We start from the raw sequence: 24,735 nt of genomic DNA on the forward strand, positions 1-24,735 counted from the left end.
ACTATCCACCCATAACGATAAAGGCGATTACGATTGCAATGATCGGAAGGGCCTCAACAAGCGCGATACCGATAAACATAAGTGTCTGCAATGTACCTTTAAGTTCCGGCTGACGTGCAACCCCTTCAAGTGTCCCTTTTACGATTAATGCGTTACCAATACCTGCACCTACTGCAGCCAAACCAGCTGCGATTGCTGCTGCTAATAAACCCATGATAATAATCCTCCCTTAGTATAATTAAGTATAATGAAGTATCAAAGTGAATACTTATTCCTTAGTGATCGTCTGCAACTTTATGTGCCAAATAAACCATAGTCAGCATTAAGAAGATAAATGCCTGGATGGCACCGATGAAAATACTAAACGCCTGCCATGCAATCATTGGCGCTGCGGCAGCCAATGCCCCCAAAACACTTGCACCCCCAGCGGTAGCAAGCAGTGTCAACAAAATTTCTTTTGCATACAAGTTACCAAACAAACGCATCCCAAGCGTCAGCGTGTTGGTGAACTCTTCTAATACTTTTAACGGGAATAAATATGGTATCGGCTTAAAGTAGCCTTTTCCATATTCTTTAAAGCCTTTCATTTTGATTCCATAGTAGTGAGTGAGTAAAATAACCATAACAGCCAGCGTCATCGTAATAACAGGGTCAGCTGTTGGTGATTTCCACCAGAGTTCGTGTGTCTCGTGGTTGACAATCATAAACGGTATCCCGAGCATATTGGAGACAAAAATCCAAAGGAAAATCGTAATACCAAGCCCAAAGAACCTCTCACCTGTTTTCCAATCCATCGCACTGTTAATGGTATTTTTCACAAAGTCTATGATCCATTCGAAACCGTTTTGCATTCCTGACGGCTTCATTTTCAAGCCCCTTGCACTAAAAACACCAATGCAGAATACAATAAGAGCTGAAATAGTTAACATCATGATGTTGGAAAGGTTTACATGAAACCCTGCTATTCCAAACAGATCATAAACAATCGGCGATTCGTGGTCCACTCTTCTTCACCCCTTTACAAATAATCTGTCAGATGCTGTCCCCTCGCCTCCTTGCTTGTCCTGTTAAGCTGAAAAACAATGACGATATAAAGATGATGACATATGGTGTAACAAATCCAGCAACAAGCCCAGCAATGTGAAAGTTTTCAGGGAAGCGGATAAACAGTACGGCAACCAGCGCACCCGCTGCAAATCGCGACAGCATTCCAAACGTAAACTTCCGCTTGGCTTTACCGTTTGCTTCATCGAACTTTTTCACTTCTCGGTACATGCTCCACAAATTAAAAAGTCCAATCAGCGTTCCCGTCCCCAGGCTGAAAAAGGTCTTTTCATAGGGCAGCACCGCCCACCCAAGAACGTACAAGCACATTGCCGTGAAAGAAAATAGGACATAACGTTTAACATTGGCCTCAAAGATTTTCACTCTTGATCGTCTCCTAAATATTTACCGAGCAGACGGACTAGTCCGTACACTCCACCGGCAAGTCCGGCAAGTAAACCGACAATCAAAAGAAAAGGTGCCGTCCCAAACTGCGCATCTAACCATCGCCCACTGAAAATCCCAATGAGAACTGGTCCGACTAAATACGACAAAACCGCTGATGTTAATGCCATCGTCTGAAACGACTTTGGAGGTTTGTTGTCTTTGGCCATGTCCGCCTCCATTCGCAATGTTTTGGGTAAGATGTGATGGGGTATAGAAAATATCACACGATGAAGCAACCCTATTTTATCAAGCAGGATGTACAGCCATTAAACCCCTAGCAGAAAATGTAACGTGTTAAATATGTAAACCCTCTCACATTCCCTTTGTAATCGTACAATAGCCAACCCTTTATGTCAATGTGTTACACAAGAAAAATGCCTTGTCATATAAGGGTTCTGCGGCTTTCAAATGTGACTATTGCGTGACAATTTTTTCAACTTTCCAGATAATTATAAGTTGTGTATTATTTTAGCAAAAACATGTCGAATACTTCTAATATACATATGTCGTTTTTTCGTTTACATGCACATTTTTGCAGAACACCCAACCACTTTGTTCGGTTACAACTCTATCGGCGCATGCTTGCTGTAAACACAGCCTGTCTCTTTTGCACCTAGAAGTTGTGTCTGAATAGCGTGATGCTTGTGCAAACATCAGCATTTGCCTCCTGCTGTGCCAGCAGTCGTTACTATATCACGTATGGAGCGGACAACGTTTACCGCAGACGAGGAGGAAGAAGCCTGCGGGGCGTCGGCTAAGACCAGCCACATCGTGTGGCTGACGCCGACACTAGCAAGGTCCTGTGCGTCGAAGCAAGAGCTGAAGCATTGTCCGCGGCAGGCGAGCCTGAAGAGCCATTCATACGAGAGGGTCTACGTTCATCCAAACAACAAACCTTATAGAACCGAAAAAAGGGCTGTCAAAAGGTCATTATGCATGACCTTTTGATACAGCCCTATTATTTGTTTATCACAGGAATTTCTATCGTTACTCCGTAAACATACGTTACGTTCCGCGGGCACAGGGGCTTCAGCTGTGAAAAACTTTTATTGTGTCGTTCCGATACGCGTTTTTCCCGCTTTACCTTTTTGACCGTTTCTCATCGATTTGTTTTTGCTCTAAACGTATCATCGTTTCTAATACCTCTTCCTTGCTGCCAGCTTTGGCATAAACGACGGCTCTGTATGTCCCTTCAGGAACACCGATATCATCTGCTGCTAACTTTTGTTCGTATAATCCAGGCTTAATTGCTTTATTTTGGTCCAAGATGCCGACAAACGCATACGTATCTGGATCATATAGAGCAATTTCCAACTCTTCGGCCCCGCCAGGCATATACACTTCGTATTGGTATCCTTTGTTTGTGCCAAGAGGCTGCAAATCAAAGGCACCGATACGCGGATAATCCGGCTCATTAATAAACAACAAATACGGCAGGCGGATTGCTTCATTACCACCTTCGATAGTCAATGCGCCGTCCAGCTGATTATAATCAACGGCTGCTGGCTCCACTCTCAGTCGAACAGTGACAGCTTTTTTCTGTCCTGGCTTGACTCTTACCTGTCTCGGCAGTTCCCATTTGAGCCCTAAAAATGGTGTAGAATCTGTCGTAAAGGAGTACGTTTTGACCTTCTTTGAATGGTTCTCCAATACAATTGTTTCTTCGTGCAGCTGCTCTCTCTCTCCTAGCGACCACACTCCAAAAGAAAGTGTCCCCGGATACGCAAGAGTGTCGGTGCGAATAGCTTTTGTCATATCGACACGTCCTGCTCCCTGCACAAATGGCGGGTACTCATTATCACTGTCGTCGGTTAGCGCTACAGCTGTATTCATTAAAGCTGCTTTGATTTGTTCTGCTCCCCATTCCGGCTTTGCTTGTTTTAAGAGCGCTGCCGCTCCGGCAATATGCGGAGCTGCCATGCTTGTTCCATTTAAGGCCAGATATCCGTTTGGCACCGTACTATCAATGTCTACTCCTGGTGCGACGACATCTGGTTTTATTTTCCACGAGCGAGCTACCGGCCCTCTTGAGCTGAAAAAAGCCATATGATCGGTTTCTTCTTCAAGCACGGTACGCAGCACCGTTGTTTTTGCATCCTCTTGTTCTTGAATGGCTTTATGCAGCGCCTCCCCATCTTCTCTAGTTATCGTTACTGCTGGAATGGGCTGTACTTCTTCGGTGGCAGCAGCAAAAGCGCCAGCAACGTTATTATAAATAATAATGGCATCTGCACCGGCTTTACGAGCATTCACGATTTTGCGAATAAGTGGAATCCCGCCTCGTTCAATGAGAACGGCTTTCCCTCTTACGTTTTCTAAATCCTCTGTCATACCGAGCCCTCCATCTACCAATGGAATATCACGCCGAAACTGCCATGGAGCAGTACCTTGTACGGACTGGATGGAAATCGAGAGCTCTGGTTTGCGAAATAATGTTAATTTGGGCATCTTCAGCGGTGGAATCGAGGCTCCGACTGAAATAGCCTTATCAGCAGTTCCAGGAGAGCCAACACTCCACATCGCCGGGCCGCTGTTCCCGCTAGACGTAACAGCTACAATCCCTTTCTCTGCCGCCTTGTCCAGCGCCTCGCTCGTCGGCCAATCCGGGCCGTTAATGGGACTTCCGAGTGAGAGGTTCAGCACATCTACTTCGTCTTCAATTGCTTTATCAATGGCTGCCAGGATTTGTTCTGTGGACCCTTGCCCTGCCGGCCCAAGCGCACGATACATATAGATATCTGCCTCCGGTGCTACGCCTCTTACTGCGCCATTTGCCGCGATAATTCCTGCCACATGTGTTCCGTGCACTGTCCCTTGACCATTTTTATCTTTTCCCTCTAACGGATCATCGTCTTTATCAACGAAATCATACCCTCCTTTGTAGTTTCGGGATAAATCCGGATGATGGTAATCAATGCCGGTATCAATAATTCCAACTTTTATTCCTTTGCCAGTAAGAGCAACACCATTTTTATCGAGTTTGCCGCGGATGGCTTCTGCACCAATAAACGGCACACTGTCTTTTAACGATGAAGTATACGACACAGAAGGATCTGCTCGTTTGACTCCTTCAAAACCAGTCAATACTTGCAATTGGGTGGATGTTGCTTGTACCGCAAATCCCCTAAATCCGTTGTTATACGTATGAACAATCTCTATTTCTGGAAGCTGGGAAGTTAACCTTGCCTCTACCTCTGCTAATGCCATGTCATCTTCCACTGCAATAATCGCTTCGATATACTCTTGTTTGGCCACTGCGGTTTTATTTATAAACGTAAACCATGATGCACTGCATATCATCATGGAAAGGAGGATGATTACCCACTGCTTGCCGCCTAACTTGCCCCTCCTTTTGCAATCAATCTTCATCGTTTTCCTCCTGTCCCCTTGCCATACTCGGTTTTTCTTCTCCTTATCATGCGGCAGACAGATCTTATTTATGCGATTTAGGCAATTGGAAGATACAAACAACTGCATTATTATTTCAGTAAAATATCTTAATAACACAGATGTCCTCAACTGACTGCAACAGAAAAAATATCTCCACAGCAACTTTCGCATAACTAGTTCTAATGACCTATTTTAACAATTATCTAAATATTATGTTTTTTATTCTTCCGTTTATAAAAGATAACAAAAAGCGTGAATAGTCTGAAAAAAGGCGGTTTGACTACGGTTATGGAACTTTTACTACGTACGGCCCCAGCTGCTATGGGCAGTTTAGAAACCACCTCCTGCAGCAGACACATCCTGCTTGCAGCAAGATTGAGCCGGGTCACGTTGTATGGTTGAGTGCTTGAGCGAGACGAGATAAATGAACCCAGCACAAATGTCAGGGTGAATACATGTATGCTTGTTATCTATGACCTGGTTGATCGCAATCAACGGAGACGCCTTCGGGAAAAGCAGCAGCTGACGTGCTGCCCGCGGCAAGCGAACCTGCCAAGCGGCCCAACCAGAAATGCAATTATCCCCATCAACCTTTAAAAATTCGTCTCGTCGCCGAGTCTTTGGTAAATACACCGGACGTAGAACCAAAAACTCCAACCTTTATTCTTTTTTGCGCACAAAAAAACTTCAGACAGCATCTGCCGTCTGAAGCCAAATCGATATCTTATTATTTTGTGCCAAACAAACGGTCACCAGCGTCACCGAGGCCCGGCACAATGTAGCCTTTTTCATTTAGCTTTTCATCAAGAGAAGCTAGGTAGATATCAATGTCAGGATGAGCTTCGTGTACGATTTCTACCCCTTCCGGTGCAGCGATAAGACACATCAGCTTAATATTAGTGGCACCGCGTTTTTTCAAGCTGGTAATCGCTTCTGCAGCGGAACCGCCTGTCGCAAGCATTGGATCGACGACAATAAATTCACGCTCTGCCACATCGCTTGGAAGCTTCACGTAATATTCTACTGGCTTCAGCGTCTCTGGGTCTCTATACAAACCAACGTGCCCTACTTTGGCAGCGGGAATAAGCCGCAAAATACCATCGGACATGCCCAGACCGGCACGCAGTATCGGAACAATACCTAACTTTTTACCAGCAAGCGTGTGAGATTTAGCCGGACCAACCGGCGTTTCTACTGTTACTTCTTGCAGCTGCAAGTGTCTCGTGATTTCAAAAGCCATCAATGTAGAAACTTCATCAACGAGCTCACGAAACTCTTTTGTACCTGTCGACACGTCTCGAATAAATGTTAACTTATGTTGAATGAGAGGATGATCTAATACATGTACTTTCCCCATATAAGAAATCGGCTCCTTTATTCCGGGATTTATCCGGTAGAATTTCTAATCCTGTATACGGACATGCTTTTTCCTATGAAATTGTACAGAAAAATAGGAACACCTTCAAGCACTAAAAAATAGCCCTACGATTCTGATTATTTTTGTATGGACACTATCTCATGCTTATCGTCTCTCTTTTGTCCGCGTTTACTCTTTATATGTTTCCCGGACAACGTCGTCTCATTCGTAAAAAAGACTTGGCTGGCGTCAAGTCTTTGGATGCAGATGGCGGGTTCATTGCATGTATATTGATTTCTTCCACATATAAACGACGTCCATCATTTACCCGTGCTAACACGTTATCCTTTCCTATCAGCAAAAAGGGTTTTCATCCAAGTGCTGGAGTGAATAGATGGTTTGCTTATTGTCTATGTCCCGGTTAATGGCGATTAGATGAGATAAACAACAGCCGCGCTGCTCGCAGCAAGCGAGCCGGCAGAGCCATTCATTCAGAAAAGGAAGAGGTGATCATAATCCCGGCAGCCTTTATGTTAGAAAAAATGAAGGTATCACCTTTTTGGACCGAAGAAAACCCGAGCGAGCAGGCGCTTGCGCTGGACAATGAAAACGCCAAACTTTTATACGTTCTTCCCTTATAAAAAGAGACTGGGACAAATCTAAAACAGGTTACTCAAAAGCCAAACAATAAGATATGAAAGCATATTTTAAGCAAACGTCGTCAACATACGGAGACTCCTGCGGGACGTCGGCTAAGACCAGCCGCATCGTGTGGCCAACGCCGACACCAGCACGTCCTGTGCGTTGAAGGACGTGCCGAAAATCCACGTGGTAAAGGCCTGTTCTTTACCAAGTCAGCTGAGGCTGTGCCCGCGGAACGCGGCGTATGTTGACGGAGCAACGATAGAAATTCCTTTGATAAACAAATAATCCGAACTGATTTTTAATAAATCAGTTCGGATTATTATATAGTTCCTATACTTGTGTCGCAGCCTCTTTCAGCGTTTACAAGTATTCATACATTGGATACTGCTGGGTTAACGCATCGACACGTTCAGCAGCTACTTTTAATGATTCTTCGTGGTCGTGATTTTTCAATGTCAGTGCCATAATTGCTCCAATTTCATCCATTTCTTTCTCACCGAAACCACGGGATGTGACAGCAGCCGTACCAATACGGATACCACTTGTTACAAATGGACTTTCTGGATCAAATGGAATGGCATTTTTATTGGTTGTCAATCCTACTTCATCCAGCGCTTTTTCGGCTACTTTTCCTGTAATTCCAAGGCTTTGCAAGTCAAGAAGCAGCAAGTGGTTGTCTGTTCCATCAGAAACAAGATCAATGCCTTCTTTCTTTAATGCTTCTCCAAGACGCTTCGCATTTTTTACCACATTTTCTGCGTATGTTTTAAATTCATCTTGCAGCACTTCTCCAAATGATACAGCTTTTGCGGCAATGACGTGCATTAATGGACCGCCTTGCAGCCCTGGAAAGACAGCTTTGTCGATTTTTTTCGCAAACTCTTCTTTACATAAAATCATGCCGCCGCGAGGTCCGCGCAATGTTTTATGCGTCGTCGTTGTTACAAAATGCGCATGCAAAACAGGATTTTGGTGAACACCCGCAGCCACAAGACCAGCAATGTGTGCCATGTCTACCATGAGATAAGCTCCGACTTCATCAGCGATTTCGCGAAACTTTTTAAAGTCAATTTCGCGTGGATAAGCACTTGCACCCGCAACAATAAGTTTTGGCTGATGTTCTTTTGCTGCTTTTAATACTTCATCGTAATCAATGACTTGATCTTCTTTTGTTACGCCGTATTCCACGAAATTGTACTGCACACCGCTGAAGTTAACCGGACTTCCATGTGTTAAGTGGCCGCCGTGAGATAAGTTCATTCCAAGAACCGTATCTCCTACATCCAGCGCGGTGAAATAAACAGCCATGTTTGCCTGCGCACCAGAGTGCGGCTGTACGTTGACGTGTTCTGCACCAAAGATTTGCTTCGCACGATCGCGAGCAAGATCTTCTGCTGTGTCTACATGCTCACATCCTCCATAATAGCGGCGGCCGGGATAACCTTCGGCGTATTTATTCGTTAAAACAGAACCTTGTGCTTCCATGACAGCGCGGCTGACAAAGTTTTCAGAAGCAATAAGTTCAATTTTATCGCGTTGGCGGGAGAGTTCATCTTGTAAGGCTTGAAACACACTAGGGTCTTGATTTTTGATGGTTTCCATAAAGATTGCGTACTCCTTTCTTTCCTTTGCATATCGGTGACTCATTCGTGTTTTAGTCGTTCCTTTTTGCATTCAATCGCTATTGTAACATGAAAATGAGCTTTAAATCCGTATTTTATAATAAAAAAATGCAAAAATATTAAGTTTTTCATATGAAACATTATTCATAAACGGCACGCGGGCCGCCGATTAACTTCGGTCTCGTTTTTGCCATGGTGACGTGGGCATTACCGATTGCTGTCACTTCACAACGAACGGGCACAGCAACATGTTTTAAATGCATGCCGATGAATGTATCCCCAATGTCGATACCCGCATCCGCACGAATGTGCTCTACCACTGCCGGATCTTGAAAATGATGATACGCATGTGTGCTCATGGCTCCGCCTGCTTTACGGTGTGGCACAACACGTACTTCTTCTAACGCAAACATGCGCGCTGTCTTTCTTTCTAATATAAGCGCTCGATTAATATGCTCGCATCCTTGAAATGCCAAATGTACGCCGGTTCGCTGATGAAATGCCATGAATTCTGCAAACAAAGCTTCTGCAGCTTCCTTTGAACCAGATGTTCCAATTCGCTTTCCGACCACTTCACTTGAACTGCAGCCAATCACAAAAAGATGGCGGTGATCTAGATCCATATGAGAAACGATTGCATCAAGACAGGTTTTTAACGATGCTTGCCATTGTTTTTGTACATCTTCCATCGCGTTCACCTCTTATGTAAAGGTATCATAAAATGCTTCGTCACGAAAAAGAATTGTTCATCCAATCATACAAAGAAAAGCGCAAGCGCCTTGCTGAGGGACGTTCGACTAAGAACGTCCCGTCCTGGGACAACGCCGAACTGACTCCCGTCCTGGGAGCCCGCGACAAGTCCTGGAGGGCCGGCATATGGAAAGCTGACTTTTGCTTTCCATCGACGGACCGAAGGAACCTCGAGCGAGCAGGTGCTTGCGCCGGACCATGAAAATGCCAAACTTTTACACTTTCTGTTAAAAAAACGGACCCAATGATTAGGTCCGTTTCAGGCAGCCATTACTTTTCTTCGATTGCCATCATTTTATCGACGCGCTTTTCGTGGCGTCCGCCTTCAAAGTCCGTCTCAAGCCAAGCTTTGACAATTTCTGCTGCCAGTCCCGGCCCGATAATACGCTCGCCCATTGCGAGGATATTCGAATCATTGTGTGCTCTCGTTGCTTTGGCCGTAAACACATCATGGACAAGCGCACAGCGGATGCCTTTTATTTTATTAGCGGAAATAGACATGCCAATTCCCGTTCCGCAGATAAGGATGCCTTTGTCTACTTCACCAGCCGCAACTTTTTCCGCTACTGGAAGCGCGTAATCGGGATAATCAACGGAATCGGTACAGTGACACCCCACATCCTCAAATTCGATGTTCATTTCTTCCAGCACTTTTACAATTTCTACTTTTAAACGGTAGCCTGCATGATCAGAACCAATCGCAAGTTTCATCTCGCTGCCTCCTCATTGTCTTTTACCACTGTTTTAGTTTTTTCATTACTTGGTCTAAAAGCTCGTCTATTTCATCCGCACAAGCTCGGTACGTTTCATCCGTTCCTCCAATTGGGTCGGCAATGTCTGCACCATATTTATCATCCCATGCAAATTCACGCAGCGTAAAAGCTTTATCCATCGCTTTCGGATGTGTTTGATGAACGATATCGCGATGGCTTTTTGTCATCGTTAAAATAATATCAGCCCAATCAATTAATTCATCTGTTAGCGGCTGTGATGCATGCCCAAACGCTATTTGCCGTTCATGTAATACCGTTTTGGCTCCCTCTGATGCGGGCATGCCTTGTGCTGCATAAATGCCGGCGGAACGCGCCTGTACCTCTTCCATGCCTTTGGCCCGGAACAATGCTTCTGCCATCGGACTTCGGCATGTATTCCCTGTACACACAAACAAAACATTTGTCATGATGGCGTCCACATCCTTCCATATCATTTGCATTATATTTTATCATATTTCCTGTCTGTCTAGCGATTACATGATTAATTTTAGGCCAAACCCAAATAAAATAACTCCGCCAAATATTTCACTGTAGCGTCCTAATGTATACTGCAGGTGATGGCCAAGTGTAAGTCCAGCCCACGTAAAACATGCACTAAATAAACCAAACATGCACAGCACTTGTGCTAATGGGGCATTTAAAATACCAAGGGTAATCCCTATAGAAAAACTGTCTAAACTGACAAGAACCGCAAAAAGAAATAGACCGATTCCTACTGGAACAATGACTCCACCGGTTTCTCCGTCATTTTTCCATCCGGCCCACACCATTTGTCCCCCAATTATCAAAAGCAGCACACCGCCTGTGATAATCGCAATTTGCTCAAAAGACGACGCAATCCAACGTCCTCCGAATAAACCGAGAAAAGGCATTAACATGTGAAAAAAACCAACGACACAAGCAGTATACAGCTTATTAATGCGCCTGGCCCCTTTCATGGCCACGGCCAGAGACATCGAAAAAGCATCCATACTTAGTGCTGAAGCCATCATCGCTAAAACCAACCATCCGCCCATTGCCCAATCTCCTTTCCGGACATGCTTTTACACTGTATGCATGTCCAAAGAGGAACATTCAACAATCAAGCGTTTACGATTGAAAAGAGGCTTTTTCAAGCCGATTCATAATAGCTTCCCCAATACCTTCTTTCGGAAATGTTTCACAAAAAATGATATCAGCATCCCATTGATCTGCTTGGCGAAGATTATCATACAAGTGAGCAGCTATCTGCTCTAATTTGTTCATAGAACCAAGACAAATAAATGCATCCGTGTCCTGTTCCAACATTGCTTGATGTTCGTTCACTGCCATAACAACCGTTTTGCGCCCTGTTTCTTTTGCTTCTTGGAGATTCTGCTGAAGCGACTTCGTATCTTCCACTAAAACGAGCGGCGAATCAGGAGCATAATGCCGATATTTCATCCCTGGAGCCTTTGGAGCGTGATGGCTCTTTTGTTTCTTTGACTCTATTCGGACGCTCCCTTCTCCAAGTACCGATTCTAATTGTTCTTTCGTCACACCGCCAGGACGCAAAATCCAAGCGATATCACCTGTACAATCCACTACGGTCGATTCCAGCCCAAACCCTGACGGCCCCCCATCAACAATCCCGGCAATTCTGCCATGTAAATCGTGATAAACATGTTGTGCTTTTGTTGGACTTGGCCGGCCGGACTGATTAGCACTGGGAGCAGCCACAGGAAGCTCTGCTTCTTTTAATAACGCACGCGCAACAACGTGATCAGGCATTCGAACAGCGACCGTGCCGAGTCCAGCTGTAACTTTTTCTGATACATTCGCTCTTTTCGGGAAAATAAGCGTAAGCGGCCCTGGCCAAAATTCTTTTATCAGCACTTCCGCCATGCGGGGGATGAAAGCCACAAAATCTGTTAACTGCTTTTTCGATCCTATATGTACAATAAGCGGATTATCTCCCGGTCTGCCTTTCGCCTTAAATATTTTTTCCACAGCGCTGTCACTTGTCGCATCTGCCCCAAGACCATATACCGTTTCTGTTGGGAAGGCGACTGCTTCTCCTTGTTTTATCCACAGCGCTGCTTCCTTTATATCAGGGTCTGACGTATACCCGTCATTCAAGTTATCCACATTCCACACCTTTGTTTGTTTATAACTCATAGTCTCTCCCCCTTCTTTTCATAACATAGCATCCTTTTATTACAGGGAATCTGCCGTTATACTGGTAACGAGCAAAAGTTACCCACAGCGGAAATTCATTTGTGGATAACTTTTGTAATTCCTTTTATGAAAGGCTTTAAATTCGTCTCATCAACTTTTACCGAACCATTTATTCCACTTTTCCACAATGAAAAAAGAATATTCTTTTTCATTTTCCACAGAATCATCATTTTTGTCCACAAAACCCTCTTCTGCATCGATGTTTTCCACAGGTTCTGTATTGTTTTCCACATCCTCTTCTTCATTTGCAGAGAGAAAACAAAGCGGCGGAAACAAAACACACCACCAATTTTCTCCTTTTCCTTCCCCAATAGACACAACTAAGGCTTCGTATTCACCAGCCGGATAAACAAGCGGTCCGTAAATTCTCGTCGGAAACTCTACTTGCTCCTTTAATCCAATTGTAAATGTGTGGGACAAATGGTGGTCTGCTATCACATTTCGCACTACTTTTTCAATAGCATCCACGTTTGCTTCCATTACGCCTCTTGCTTCTTCTTTTTCTGTAACGCCTTCCATAAGCTGGCGTACTTCTGCATTCACCGCATCGCGGACTTCTCGTTTTAATAATTGCTCTTTTGGTGAGTCATCGTGTGCCAAAATACGCAAACGAATCGCTTCTTCTGGAATCGTATCTATACTTGGATTAGACGCTGAGGCATTTTGCTGCTGTTCCATATGCAGCCAAGCAATAAGAACAAGAAAAATAACATAAATAAGTGCTTTGTTTTTCATCCCAATGACACCGCCCTTTCAGCAATCAGTTTGGACGGTGCAGCATTGTTATAAACAATAAATCGCTCGACAACATTTGCACTGGCGCGGCTTACGCTCTCCTTTCACAAAAAACCATGCGTTCTTTTCCATTTATGTCACGATAAATATTTACCGCTGCTTGAGGAAGTGCCTCTTTTAATATCTTTGCTGTTTGTTCTGCTTGATTTTCTCCGACTTCAAATGCAGCTAAGCCGTTTTCTTTTAATACGCGCGGAAGCTTATCCGCAATCGCACGGTAGCAATACAAACCATCATCATCCGAACCAATAAGTGCAAGCTCTGGCTCGTGATCTTTCACTAACGTATCAAGCTGTTCCCAATCTGCTTTTGGAATATATGGAGGATTTGAAACAATCACGTCAAAGCGTTTGTTCTGCTGAAGAATCGGCTGTACCAAGTCTCCTTGTAAAAACGTAACAGATGCTCCGTGGAGAGAGGCATTACTTTTAGCTGTATCTAACGCCGCTTCATTAATATCAACGGCGGTAACAGAAACCCCGCGCAGCTCAAGTGCAAGTGTTACCGCAATGGCTCCACTGCCAGTGCCAATATCGCAAACCGTCAGTGGATGTTGACGTTGTCTCCCCCATTCAATTACGCCATTAACAAGCTCTTCAGTTTCTGGACGTGGTATTAAAACATCGCTGCTCACGTGAAAGGTTCTTCCAAAAAACTCTTCCACACCTGTCCTGTGCTGAATCGGCACACCTGTGCTGTGAGCGACAATATCTTCATAATACGTTTCCCACACACCCTCTGGCAGCTTCTCTCGTCTCATGAAATGAAACTCTGTCCAATTAGAAACCCCTAACCGATGTTTCATTAATATCTCAGCCGCTCGTGTTTCTCTGCCTCTTTCAGCTAAAAAAGAAGAAGCCCAGCTGAGGGCTTCATACACAAAGGTTGGCTTCATTAAGAGTCGCCTGCCTTTTCCATCATTTCTGCCTGCTCTTCTACAATGAGGGAATCAATAATTTCATCAAGTTCCCCTTGCAGAATTTGGTCAAGCTTTTGCACTGTCAAATTAATGCGGTGGTCGGTCACGCGGCTTTGCGGGAAATTATACGTTCGAATTCTTTCCGAACGATCCCCTGTGCCAACTGCTGATTTACGATTTTCCGCATACTCTGCTTCAGCTTCACGCTGATACATATCATAAATACGTGCACGCAGTACTTTCATTGCTTTGTCTTTATTTTTGATTTGCGATTTCTCGTCCTGACAGGAAACAACAATGCCTGTCGGCTCATGTGTTAAGCGTACAGCAGACATAGTCGTATTGACGCTCTGTCCGCCGGGGCCGCTTGATGCAAACGTATCGACACGAATATCTTTGTCGTGTACTTCGATTTCTACTTCCTCTGCTTCCGGCAAAACAGCTACGGTTGCGGTTGAAGTATGAATACGCCCGCCAGATTCTGTGCTTGGGACACGCTGCACACGGTGAGCACCGTTTTCATATTTCATTTTCGAATAGGCGCCTTCTCCGTTAATCATAAAAATAATTTCTTTGTAACCGCCAAGCTCTGTCGGACTTGCTTCAATTACTTCCGGTTTCCAGCCGTTTTTCTCCGCATAACGAGAATACATTTTATACAAATCACCGGCAAACAGCGCGGCTTCATCTCCTCCTGCTGCACCGCGCACCTCTACGATAACGTTTTTGTCGTCATTCGGGTCTTTTGGCAGCAGCAAGACCTTCAACTGCTCTTCTAATTCTTCTTTTTTCTCCGAAAGTTCATCAATTTCCAGTTTGACCATGTCTTCCATTTCATCATCTAAATCATCTGCCAGCATGGATTTGGCATCGTCAAGCTGCGTGGTTACTTCTTTGTATTTCCGGTACGCAGTAACTGTCTCAGATATATCCGATTGCTCTTTGGAATATTCTCGTAATTTTTTAGAATCATTGATAACTTCCGGATCACTTAACAATTCATTCAATTCTTCATAGCGATCCTCTACGGCTTGTAGTCTCTCTAGCACAAGCGTTCACCTCTTTATCGGTTGCATAACAGTACAATTATAATATAACGCTATGTTTGCGTCAAAGTTGCACTTTCAGGTTTTTATCTATGATATTAGGGTATAATACCACCCAGGGGTTTTCATACATACGTCTAAAAGGGGGAATATCATGGATTATGTCATCATTGGCGGTGATGCCGCTGGAATGAGTGCTGCAATGCAAATTGTACGTAAAGATGAAAAAGCCAATGTTACAACACTGGAGCGGGGCGGTATTTACTCTTACGCTCAGTGCGGCCTTCCGTATATTATCGGTGGCGCCGTTGAAAGCACAGATGATTTAATTGCGCGAGAGGTAGACACATTTCGTAATAAACATGGCATTGATGCCCGAACGTTCCATGAAGTAACAGACGTTGACATCGAAAAGAAATTAGTAAAAGGAATGGACCTCCAACACAATCAGCCATTTGAAATACCTTACGATAAACTGCTGATTGCAAGCGGCGCATCTCCCGTTGTTCCTGATTGGGAAGGCCGTAATTTACACAACATTCACACCTTAAAAACCATCCCTGATATAAAAGAGATTGCCGCTGATTTAGACGGTGTGTCAGACGTCACCATTATCGGCGGCGGCTACGTTGGATTAGAACTGGCTGAAAACTTTATCGAAACCGGACGACACGTGCGAATCATTGAACGCAACAACCGTTTAGCCAAAATGTTTGATGAAGATATGGGAGAATTGATTTTAGAGGAAGCCAAAAAACACGGTGTCGAACTATGTTTAGAAGAATCTGTTGAATCATTTACTGGCACCGATCAAGTTGAAGCTGTTGTTACGGACCAAAATACCTATCAAACAGACATGGTTATTGTCGCAGCAGGTATTAAACCAAACACAGAATTCTTACAAAAGACAAATGTTCACGTAGAAGACAACGGTGCGGTGAAAGTAAACCGCTACATGCAAACAAATGAAAAAGACGTCTATGCAGCTGGTGACTGCGCGGTACAGTACCACCGTATCAAGGAAAAAGACGATTACGTTCCGCTTGGCACCCACGCAAACAAACAAGGCCGCACAGCGGGGTTAAATATGATTGGAAAGCCCAAAGCGTTTCAAGGTATTTTAGGAACATCGATTTTGCGCTTTTTTGACCTTACCCTTGCAAAAACAGGTTTGAACGAGGCGGAAGCTGATGATATCGGTTTTGCCTATGACACAGTGACAAACAAAACCGTTAATATTGCTGGATACTTTGCCGGCAAAACCGCCCTGCACGTCAAGCTGCTATACCGCACCGATAATGACATGGTTATCGGCGGACAAGTCATTGGAAAAGATGGTGCAGATAAACGTATTGACGTATTAGCGACTGCGCTGTTCCACCACATGACATTGTCGGATTTTGAAGATTTGGATTTATCGTATGCACCACCATATAACGGAGTGTGGGATCCGATTCAACAAACCGTACGCCGGGCCACGTAAACATCTGTTTTCAATCCGGCACCAGCAAACTGCACCACCTGGTATGTAAAAACGGTCAAAAGCCAGCACGATTGCTGCTTCTGACCGTTTTTTGTTATTCACCGCCATTTACTACATAAACACGCACGTCATAACGAGGAAATGCCTGCTGATATTTTTGTTCGAGCTCTGATTTCTTTTGATCCTTTTCATTTTTATTCCACGAGTCATCAGCGTTCACATACACATATGCGTAACGTCCGCCAAAGGTGGTATAAAGCGGGGAAAACCCAAGGTCTTGCGCAAAGCTCTCAGCCATTTCTTTATCTGACCCTTGTGTTTGTTTTCTCGTCGTCATCGATACATTTCCCGGCCCCTGATTATAATCAGACGGACTGCTGCCATCTTGTGCAGGCCGCAGGCGCTCAGAATTTGCAGGACCAGGCCCGTTCAGTGATTCAAGCCATGGTGCACGCGGTTCACCTGCTTGCTCGTTATCTTCAGCTTGTTGACAAGCTGCTGTAGAAAAAAGCAAGAGAATGAACACAGCACATGTCCATTTTTTCATTCTACAACCCCCTTGCAGTAAAACGATATGATCTGCAGTGTTAGGGTTTCCAAAAATGTACTGTTTCATTCCCCCAAGCAGTTCTGCACGGCTGCATAAACGAAAAAAACGCTTCCTCCTGTTCTTTTGGAAGAAGCGCCCTTGGCCCGCTACGTTGTGTGATTTTTCACCGGCATCCCTACGTCATAGTCCGGCTTTCCAGGAACTTCATGACAATGGCGGCAGCGCGGCTCATACGCTTCATCTGCGCCAACCAGTATAATTTCATCGTCATAATGAGCCGGTTTTCCACCAATCAACCGCTGCGTTCTCGAAGCCGGAGAGCCACAACAAGGGCACACTGCTTGCAGCTTAGTTACATCTTCCGCAGCTGCCATGACGTCGCGCACTTGAGTAAAAGGTTCCCCGCGAAAATCTTGATCCAAACCAGCCAGCACAACGCGCACACCATTATCAGCAAGCTTTTGTGACACTGGTACAATGTTTTCATCAAAAAACTGTACCTCATCAACGGCTACCATTTGTACACTGCCATCAATTTGGCTGATGATGTCTTCAGATGATGCCACCGCTTTTGCTAACACTTTCGTTCCATTATGAGATACTACTTCTTCGTCGCTGTAACGGTTATCAATGACTGGTTTAAATACAACGACGTTCAGCTGGCCATACGCAGCTCTTCGCACGCGCCTGATTAATTCCTCCGATTTCCCTGAAAACATGCTGCCGCATACAACCTCAATCCAGCCCTCTTTTCTTACCACATACATAAAACTCCCACCTTATTCCAAAACGCGTAACCACCGTTAGTATCATTTTTCTTTTCTTATTTTCTCCAATATTTCATGTTGAATCAATATGTAAATGAATGTCATTTGCGAAAAGGTATGAACATCTGCTTCTGTCCATACGCATAAGATACATACGATCTTTTAGAAAAACGCAGCTTGCTGCCGTGTCCTTTCCTTACAGCGGAAGCCTCCATTTCACTTATATATTGATCCTTTCGCTGTGTTAAACATTCCTCATGTGTAAAAAACCTTGTTCCGCGTGCTGAAAGAAGGACATTCGGCTATGGTGAAAGAACTTCTTTAAGGTACTTCTACTAAGAACGCACACTTCCTGTGGAAGCATCTCCTGTGGCAACGCTGAACCGACCTACGTCGTGTGCGCCTGAGCGAGCAGGCGCTTTTTCTGGACCATAAAAACGCCAAACTTTTATACATTCTTACCTCACAAAAAAAACAGGCAAGTGGCGTCCCTTGCCTGTCCAATAATACATGGTCTTACTTGAGGTTGTATTTCTTTTTGAAACGGTCGATACGGCCGCCTGCATCGGCAAGCTTTTGCTTTCCGGTGTAGAACGGATGGGAATCAGAACTAATCTCTACTTTAAGAAGAGGATATGTGCTGCCGTCTTCCCACTCAATGGTTTCATCAGAACCTTTGGTAGAACCGCTCAAGAATTTAAAACCAGTGCTTGTATCCATAAATACTACTTTTTTGTAATCTGGATGGATATCTTGTTTCATCGTTTTCACTCCTTTTCGCCCTGCTATCTTATGATGATGACCAACACGTATCATCACTGTAGGTCAGAGTCAATTTCACACATAACGAGATTATAACAAGGAGAAGGGAATTTTTCAAGATTTCTTTAAAAAACAACACTCTCTTGGCACTACCGGCGTCCAGCAGCCTGCCCTTTTGCCTTGTCTCTTTCCATTTCGTCAAAAAACTCATCATTGGTTTTTGTTTGTTTTAAGCGACGGATAAAGTGGTCCACAAACTCCGGAGAATCGTTCATAGACTTGCGGATCGCCCATAAATGTTCTAAATGGTCTTTGGATACGAGAAGTTCTTCTTTGCGTGTGCTCGAGCGGCGAATGTCGATGGATGGGAAAATTCTTCGTTCAGCCAGGCGGCGGTCCAGATGGAGCTCCATGTTCCCCGTCCCTTTAAATTCTTCATAAATGACATCGTCCATCCGCGAACCTGTATCAACCAGTGCGGTAGCCAAAATCGTTAAACTTCCGCCTTCCTCAATATTACGTGCCGCCCCAAAAAAGCGTTTCGGACGATGAAAAGCAGCGGGGTCGATCCCGCCGGACAATGTACGCCCGCTTGGAGGGATAACTAAATTGTACGCTCTCGCTAAACGGGTAATACTGTCCATCAAGATAACGACATCTTTTTTATGTTCCACCAGCCGCATTGCTCTTTCTAAAACAAGTTCTGCCACTTTAATATGATTTTCCGGCAGCTCGTCAAAAGTGGAGCTGACGATATCACCATCTACAGACCGTTCAATGTCGGTGACCTCTTCTGGGCGCTCATCTACGAGCAGCATAATGAGTTCTGTTTCAGGATGGTTCTCTGTAATGCTGTTGGCCACTTCTTTTAACAGCGAAGTCTTCCCTGCTTTGGGAGGAGCAACAATTAACCCGCGCTGTCCAAAACCAACTGGTGTAATTAAGTCAATTAAACGAGCGCTGATTCGCCCTGGCTTGTTTTCAAGCGTCATTCGATCCTGCGGATACAATGGTGTTAAAGCCGGGAAATGCGGCCGCTCTTTGGATGTATCCGGATCTTCTCCATTTACAGCCTCCACCATCAATAAGCCGTGATAGCGTTCCGTATCTTTAGGCGGCCTTACTTTCCCAGATATTTTATCACCATTTCTTAAGCTGAAACGGCGGATTTGGGAGGCCGAAATATAAATATCCTCGGAACTTGGCAAATAGTTAATCGGACGTAAAAACCCATATCCTTCCGTTTGAATAATTTCGAGGACGCCTTCCATAAACATTAAACCATCTTTTTCGGCTTGTCCTTTTAAAATAGCAAAAATCAATTCACGTTTTGTTAATTTGCTGTAATACGAAACTTTATATTCTTTCGCTAGACTATACAATTCTTTTAATGTCTTATTTTCTAATTCAGCTAAGTTTACACTCAACATCTTCACCACTTTTCTTCTTTTATCTATCTATGTAACCGTCGTCACTATATTTCAGATGCCATATGAAATGTGTCGGATTAAGTGAGTTAAAAACATCTAATAGGGAACATTCACAGGAGTGGGTATGAAGAGACCAAAGGTTTCCGTATGAAAGGGGGAAGGATAACGAACGTACCATTTATTTATCTATCTATCTTTTATTCCCGCTTCTTACTTATTTTAAACACGTTTTATTGCCGTGACAACAAAAAAAGAGAAAAAGCTGCTATTTATGTATTACAGCAGCTTTTCTCACCTTGATTTATGGTTTGATCACAAAGTCTGGCTTCTTCTTCACATTATGTTTGCCGTCAATAAATCGAACCGTACCTGACTTCGCGCGCATAACCAGTGACTGCGTTGTCGCGTTTTTCCCTTTGTAGTGAACTCCTTTCAGCAGTTCTCCGTCTGTAACGCCAGTAGCTGCGAAAATAGCATCATCCCCGCCTACAAGATCCTGCATATGCAGCACGCGGGATACGTCTTCAATCCCCATTTTCTTGCAGCGTTCCAGCTCTTCATCGTCCTTTGGAAGAAGTTTTGCTTGCTGCTCGCCGCCAAGACATTTGAGAGCTACAGCGGAAAGAACACCTTCTGGAGCCCCTCCAGAGCCAACATACATATCAATGCCTGTTTCTTCAAACGCTGTGTTCATAGCCGCAGCAACATCACCGTCTTGAATCAATTTAATGCGCGCTCCTGCGTCTCGGATATGTTGAATTAATTCACTATGCCGATCCCGGTTTAGTACCGTAACAACGACATCTTCCACATCTTTTCCTTTTGCTTGAGCCACCGCTTTTAAGTTATCTTCGATTGGTGCATCAATATCGACTTTTCCCACTGCTGATGGTCCAACAGCAATTTTATCCATATACATATCCGGGGCATGTAAAAGGTTACCATGGTCCGCTACAGCAATAACTGCTAATGCATTCCACATACCGTTTGCAACAATGTTTGTTCCTTCCAGCGGGTCTACTGCAACATCGACTCTAGGACCATATCCATTCCCAAGTTTCTCGTCTATGTACAGCATCGGAGCTTCATCTTTTTCTCCTTCCCCGATAACAACTGTCCCTTTCATCGGTATCGTGTCAAACACATCACGCATGGCACTGGTTGCGGCGTCATCGGCTTCTTCTTTTTTTCCTCGGCCCATCCAGCGCGCCGATGATAATGCTGCTGCCTCCGTCACGCGAACTAACTCCATTGACAAACTTCTCTCCATATTGGTCCCCTCCCATATGTTTTCTTATGAACTTTTTACTTGTTCGGCTTCTTCTGTGCTTAATTTCTCTCTCCAAACATTCGCACCTAGAGTCAACAGTTTTTCTTCTAAGTTTTCATACCCGCGGTCGACGTGTTCCATTCCTGTTATTTCTGTCACGCCTTCTGCCATTAAACCAGCAATAATCAGCGCAGCTCCTGCACGGAGGTCACTTGCTTTCACTCTAGCGCCTTGCAGCCGCTTCTTTCCATTAATTAGTGCGGACCGTCCTTCTACTTTTATATCCGCCCCCATGCGGCGCAGTTCATCTACATGTTTAAAGCGGGCATTGTAAATAGTATCCGTCACAATGCCTGTCCCTTGTGCTTTCGTTAATAAAACGGTCATCGGCTGCTGCAGGTCTGTTGCAAACCCGGGATAGACTAACGTTTTAATATCAACACTGGTTAAATCAGGAGACGAGCGAATAAAAATTTGGTCATCACCTGCCTGTATCTGCACACCCATTTCCCGCAGTTTGGCAATGAGTGACTCTAAGTGATCAGGAATGATATTATCTACGAGCACTTCTTCTCCCATCGCCGCTGCTGCAATAATATACGTTCCCGCTTCAATGCGGTCTGGAATAATCGAGTGCGCACATCCATTTAGTTCTTCCACGCCGTCAATGCGAATGACATTAGTGCCAACACCTTTTATTTTAGCTCCCATGCTGGTCAGCAGCGTGGCAACATCAATAATTTCCGGTTCCTTTGCCGCATTTTCGATAACGGTGCGCCCTTCTGCTTTCACCGCTGCCAGCATAATATTAATCGTTGCACCAACACTAACAACGTCTAAATAAATGCGGGCTCCTCTTAACTTGTCTGCACGTAAATAAATAGCACCGTGTTCGTTTGTCACTTTTGCACCTAATGCCTCAAATCCTTTAATATGCTGGTCAATCGGCCGTGGACCTAAGTTGCACCCACCTGGAAGTCCGATTGCTGCACGTTTAAATTTGCCAAGCATCGCCCCCATCATATAATAAGAAGCTCGTAATTTTTTTACTCTGCCATTTGGCAGCGGCATTGGAATGACGTTTGTTGGATCAACCGTCATACGGCTGCCTTCATAAGAGACAGAAGCTCCAATATCTTCTAAAAGAGACGCTAGCGTTTCTACATCAGAAATCTCCGGCAAATTTTCAATGGATACAACAGAGTCCGCAAGAATGGCAGCCGGCACCAATGCCACCGCACTATTTTTGGCTCCGCTGACCTGAACTTTTCCACGTAAAGGATGGCCTCCTTCAACCATTAACTTTTCCATGAGCGATTCACTTCCTCATTCATAGTCTCTTGTGATGCTGCTCATCATTTGTCGGAAGATAAGAAAAAAGCGCAAGCACCCTGAGCCGCACTGTTTTACAAAACAGTCTGCCTCCATACCGTTATTTCGGCTTCATGTTGAAAAAATCCTGCCATTCACCGCTGATCCATGAACGACATGCCGGCTATCAACGCTTTCACGCCGTTTCATGAAAGAAAATATTTCAGAAACACACTGAATATCCTCTTTAATGTACCAACATTTTTCTGCCCATATTATCAGGCGCCGACTCTGTTTTCTTATCTTTTTTCATTATGGACAACCTCTTACGCTGTTAGACGCACAAGAAGACATCCATCTTGAAAAAAATTCTGATTTCCACAAATAAACGGAAAGTCCGACATAAAGCCGGACATATTCACTCACATTAGCTCGGACGATTTTCCCAATCTTGAAGAAATTTTTCGATCCCTTTGTCTGTCAATGGATGCTGTACTAACTGGGAGATGACTTTAAGCGGTACTGTTGCGATGTGAGCACCTCGAATCGCGGCTTCGGAAACATGAAGTGGGTGGCGAATAGACGCTGCAATAATTTCGGTGTCTATCGCATGTTCGTTAAATATTTCCGAAATCTCGCTAATCAAATCAAGCCCGTTGTGACCAATATCGTCTAAACGGCCTAAGAACGGAGACACGTATGTAGCTCCAGCACGTGCGGCTAAAAGCGCTTGCACAGAAGAGAAAACAAGGGTGACGTTTGTGTCAATATTCTCCTCAGAGAAGGTCTTCACTGCTTTTAACCCTTCTGTTGTCATCGGCACCTTCACCGTAATATTCGGCGCAACTTCTGCTAATTCGCGGCCTTCTTTAATCATTCCTTGCGCATCTGTAGAAATCACTTCAGCGCTGACCGAACCTTGCACAAGACGTGTAATCTCTTTGAGACGTTCTTTGAAATCGACGCCTTCTTTCGCTACTAAACTTGGATTTGTTGTAACTCCTGATAAAATTCCTAGTTCATGCGCTTCTTTTATTTGGTCTAAGCTGGCCGTATCTATGAAGAATTTCATGTTTGATCCCTCCCAGTTTATAGTGTAAACATCCATGTTAAAAGGGAAGAGTTAATAAGCATACAGATAAATACTGCTTGCATGCAAATTAACTCTTCTCCACATTTCTTCGTTATAGTTCTTCTATATTACCTAAGCACGATTGGAGGAGCCAAATTCACGCATTTTGCTTTTTACTGTTTCTTTTACTGCTTCACGAGCAGGTCCCATATATTTTCTAGGATCATACAGCTCCGGCTTTTCTTCTAATGTTTTACGCACTGCTGCTGCAGAAGAAATTTGGCTTTCTGTGTTTACGTTAATTTTGGCATGTCCATACTCAATCGCTTTTTGAACGTCTTCTGCTGGGATACCTGTACCGCCGTGCAGCACTAGCGGAACACCAACAAGATTATCAATTTCTTTCATGCGCTCAAACCCTAGATTTGGCTCGCCTTTGTATGGCCCATGTACAGATCCAAGTGCTGGTGCAAAGCAATCAACACCTGTTTGAGAAACTAATTCTTTACATTCAGATGGAATCGCATAAGCTGCTTCTGCATCGTCTACGATAACATCGTCTTCTTGTCCGCCAATACGTCCAAGCTCCGCTTCAACAGATACACCTACGGCATGTGCTACGTCTACGACACGCTTTGTAAGTTCAATGTTTTCTTCAAGCGGATAATGGGAACCATCAATCATGACAGACGTAAATCCAGCATGAATGGCTTCTACACACTTTTCAAAGCTGGAACCGTGATCTAAATGAATCGCAACGGGTACCGTTACGTTGTATGACTCCATCAAAGATTCTACCATCGCTACTACTGGCTTAAATCCACCCATGTAGCGTGCAGCACCTTCGGATACACCGCAAATTAACGGTGATTGTTCTTCTTCCGCTGCTTGCAAAATGGCTTGAATAAATTCTAAGTTGTTTAAGTTAAATTGACCGACAGCGTAATGCTCTGCCTTTGCTTTTTCAAGCATTTCTTTCATGGATACTAAAGGCATAAAAAAATCCTCCTTCAATTTGGTGGCTTGCTAATGGAGTTGCCAGTTTTGAAAAGAATAAGCGGCGAATCTCTTCGTCAGCTGCTCTCTTTTGGTCAGTCACGTACCGG

25 protein-coding genes are annotated in these 24,735 nt (G+C 44.3%); 2 read left to right on the top strand and 23 right to left on the bottom strand.

Going from position 1 to position 24,735, the window contains the following annotated elements:
* Position 1 precedes the first annotated feature (1 nt).
* The 5 genes from atpE to BLT18_RS13360 form a co-directional block, all read right to left on the bottom strand.
* Positions 2-214: a F0F1 ATP synthase subunit C gene (gene atpE / locus BLT18_RS13340; RefSeq protein ID WP_139184741.1), complete on the bottom strand. Its 213-nt coding sequence runs from the start codon at positions 212-214 to the stop codon at positions 2-4.
* A gap of 61 nt (positions 215-275) precedes the next feature.
* Entirely contained in the window at positions 276-1,004 is a 729-nt protein-coding gene (gene atpB / locus BLT18_RS13345) for a F0F1 ATP synthase subunit A (protein WP_091275013.1), read from the bottom strand.
* Positions 1,005-1,032: 28 nt separating this feature from the next.
* Positions 1,033-1,428: an ATP synthase subunit I gene (locus tag BLT18_RS13350; protein ID WP_091275015.1), complete on the bottom strand. Its 396-nt coding sequence runs from the start codon at positions 1,426-1,428 to the stop codon at positions 1,033-1,035.
* Positions 1,425-1,658, bottom strand: a complete 234-nt coding sequence (locus tag BLT18_RS13355) for an AtpZ/AtpI family protein (protein WP_091275017.1) — start codon at positions 1,656-1,658, stop codon at positions 1,425-1,427. The genes BLT18_RS13350 and BLT18_RS13355 overlap by 4 nt, the downstream gene beginning before the upstream one ends.
* A gap of 913 nt (positions 1,659-2,571) precedes the next feature.
* Positions 2,572-4,860 carry a S8 family serine peptidase gene (locus BLT18_RS13360; RefSeq protein WP_281242362.1) on the bottom strand — a complete coding sequence of 763 codons (2,289 nt, stop codon included), beginning with the start codon at positions 4,858-4,860 and terminating at the stop codon, positions 2,572-2,574.
* A 480-nt stretch (positions 4,861-5,340) separates the two neighbouring features.
* Between BLT18_RS13360 and BLT18_RS18300 the strand changes: the two genes are divergently transcribed.
* Positions 5,341-5,478 carry a hypothetical protein gene (locus BLT18_RS18300; protein WP_175487514.1) on the top strand — a complete coding sequence of 46 codons (138 nt, stop codon included), beginning with the start codon at positions 5,341-5,343 and terminating at the stop codon, positions 5,476-5,478.
* Positions 5,479-5,608: 130 nt separating this feature from the next.
* On the opposite strand, the gene upp is transcribed toward BLT18_RS18300, so the two are convergent.
* The 10 genes from upp to prfA form a co-directional block, all read right to left on the bottom strand.
* Positions 5,609-6,238 (bottom strand): uracil phosphoribosyltransferase, encoded by a 630-nt coding sequence (upp, locus tag BLT18_RS13365; RefSeq protein ID WP_091275020.1) that lies wholly within the window; start codon positions 6,236-6,238, stop codon positions 5,609-5,611.
* 1,005 nt (positions 6,239-7,243) lie between these two features.
* Positions 7,244-8,485, bottom strand: a complete 1,242-nt coding sequence (glyA, locus tag BLT18_RS13370) for a serine hydroxymethyltransferase (RefSeq protein WP_091275022.1) — start codon at positions 8,483-8,485, stop codon at positions 7,244-7,246.
* Between the two features lie 160 nt (positions 8,486-8,645).
* On the bottom strand, positions 8,646-9,194 hold the full coding sequence (locus BLT18_RS13375; protein WP_091275026.1) for a TIGR01440 family protein: 549 nt from the start codon (positions 9,192-9,194) through the stop codon (positions 8,646-8,648).
* A gap of 331 nt (positions 9,195-9,525) precedes the next feature.
* The gene (gene rpiB / locus BLT18_RS13385; protein WP_091275039.1) at positions 9,526-9,966 is read right to left on the bottom strand and encodes a ribose 5-phosphate isomerase B; all 441 of its coding nucleotides are present in this window, start codon (positions 9,964-9,966) and stop codon (positions 9,526-9,528) included.
* A gap of 22 nt (positions 9,967-9,988) precedes the next feature.
* Positions 9,989-10,435, bottom strand: a complete 447-nt coding sequence (locus BLT18_RS13390; RefSeq protein ID WP_091275040.1) for a low molecular weight protein arginine phosphatase — start codon at positions 10,433-10,435, stop codon at positions 9,989-9,991.
* Between the two features lie 66 nt (positions 10,436-10,501).
* Positions 10,502-11,044 (bottom strand): manganese efflux pump MntP, encoded by a 543-nt coding sequence (locus BLT18_RS13395; RefSeq protein WP_091275043.1) that lies wholly within the window; start codon positions 11,042-11,044, stop codon positions 10,502-10,504.
* 73 nt (positions 11,045-11,117) lie between these two features.
* Positions 11,118-12,164 (bottom strand): L-threonylcarbamoyladenylate synthase, encoded by a 1,047-nt coding sequence (locus tag BLT18_RS13400; RefSeq protein ID WP_091275044.1) that lies wholly within the window; start codon positions 12,162-12,164, stop codon positions 11,118-11,120.
* Between the two features lie 150 nt (positions 12,165-12,314).
* On the bottom strand, positions 12,315-12,959 hold the full coding sequence (gene spoIIR, locus BLT18_RS13405; RefSeq protein WP_091275047.1) for a stage II sporulation protein R: 645 nt from the start codon (positions 12,957-12,959) through the stop codon (positions 12,315-12,317).
* A gap of 91 nt (positions 12,960-13,050) precedes the next feature.
* Positions 13,051-13,914, bottom strand: coding sequence for a peptide chain release factor N(5)-glutamine methyltransferase (prmC, locus tag BLT18_RS13410; protein ID WP_091275048.1), 864 nt, complete (start codon positions 13,912-13,914; stop codon positions 13,051-13,053).
* Positions 13,914-14,987, bottom strand: a complete 1,074-nt coding sequence (prfA, locus tag BLT18_RS13415) for a peptide chain release factor 1 (RefSeq protein ID WP_091275050.1) — start codon at positions 14,985-14,987, stop codon at positions 13,914-13,916. The genes prmC and prfA overlap by 1 nt, the downstream gene beginning before the upstream one ends.
* A gap of 151 nt (positions 14,988-15,138) precedes the next feature.
* Here prfA and BLT18_RS13420 point away from each other — a divergent pair, with 151 nt between their 5' ends.
* On the top strand, positions 15,139-16,467 hold the full coding sequence (locus BLT18_RS13420) for an FAD-dependent oxidoreductase (RefSeq protein WP_091275053.1): 1,329 nt from the start codon (positions 15,139-15,141) through the stop codon (positions 16,465-16,467).
* 94 nt (positions 16,468-16,561) lie between these two features.
* On the opposite strand, the gene BLT18_RS13425 is transcribed toward BLT18_RS13420, so the two are convergent.
* The 8 genes from BLT18_RS13425 to fba form a co-directional block, all read right to left on the bottom strand.
* The gene (locus BLT18_RS13425; protein ID WP_091275056.1) at positions 16,562-17,014 is read right to left on the bottom strand and encodes a hypothetical protein; all 453 of its coding nucleotides are present in this window, start codon (positions 17,012-17,014) and stop codon (positions 16,562-16,564) included.
* A 149-nt stretch (positions 17,015-17,163) separates the two neighbouring features.
* Positions 17,164-17,784, bottom strand: coding sequence for a thymidine kinase (locus tag BLT18_RS13430; RefSeq protein WP_091275058.1), 621 nt, complete (start codon positions 17,782-17,784; stop codon positions 17,164-17,166).
* A 516-nt stretch (positions 17,785-18,300) separates the two neighbouring features.
* A complete protein-coding gene (locus BLT18_RS13435; protein ID WP_091275060.1) occupies positions 18,301-18,546 on the bottom strand; it encodes a type B 50S ribosomal protein L31 in 246 nt (81 codons plus the stop codon).
* A gap of 149 nt (positions 18,547-18,695) precedes the next feature.
* Positions 18,696-19,976, bottom strand: a complete 1,281-nt coding sequence (gene rho / locus BLT18_RS13440; protein ID WP_407639933.1) for a transcription termination factor Rho — start codon at positions 19,974-19,976, stop codon at positions 18,696-18,698.
* A gap of 301 nt (positions 19,977-20,277) precedes the next feature.
* Positions 20,278-21,246: a class II fructose-bisphosphatase gene (glpX, locus tag BLT18_RS13445; RefSeq protein ID WP_091275063.1), complete on the bottom strand. Its 969-nt coding sequence runs from the start codon at positions 21,244-21,246 to the stop codon at positions 20,278-20,280.
* A gap of 24 nt (positions 21,247-21,270) precedes the next feature.
* Positions 21,271-22,557 (bottom strand): UDP-N-acetylglucosamine 1-carboxyvinyltransferase, encoded by a 1,287-nt coding sequence (locus BLT18_RS13450; protein WP_091275066.1) that lies wholly within the window; start codon positions 22,555-22,557, stop codon positions 21,271-21,273.
* A 427-nt stretch (positions 22,558-22,984) separates the two neighbouring features.
* A complete protein-coding gene (gene fsa / locus BLT18_RS13455; RefSeq protein ID WP_091275069.1) occupies positions 22,985-23,629 on the bottom strand; it encodes a fructose-6-phosphate aldolase in 645 nt (214 codons plus the stop codon).
* A 132-nt stretch (positions 23,630-23,761) separates the two neighbouring features.
* Positions 23,762-24,625 carry a class II fructose-1,6-bisphosphate aldolase gene (gene fba / locus BLT18_RS13460; protein ID WP_091275072.1) on the bottom strand — a complete coding sequence of 288 codons (864 nt, stop codon included), beginning with the start codon at positions 24,623-24,625 and terminating at the stop codon, positions 23,762-23,764.
* Positions 24,626-24,735: the final 110 nt, after the last annotated feature.

It is taken from the genome of Alteribacillus persepolensis, assembly GCF_900099605.1.
In the GTDB taxonomy this organism is placed as follows: Bacteria; Bacillota; Bacilli; order Bacillales; family Marinococcaceae; genus Alteribacillus; species Alteribacillus persepolensis.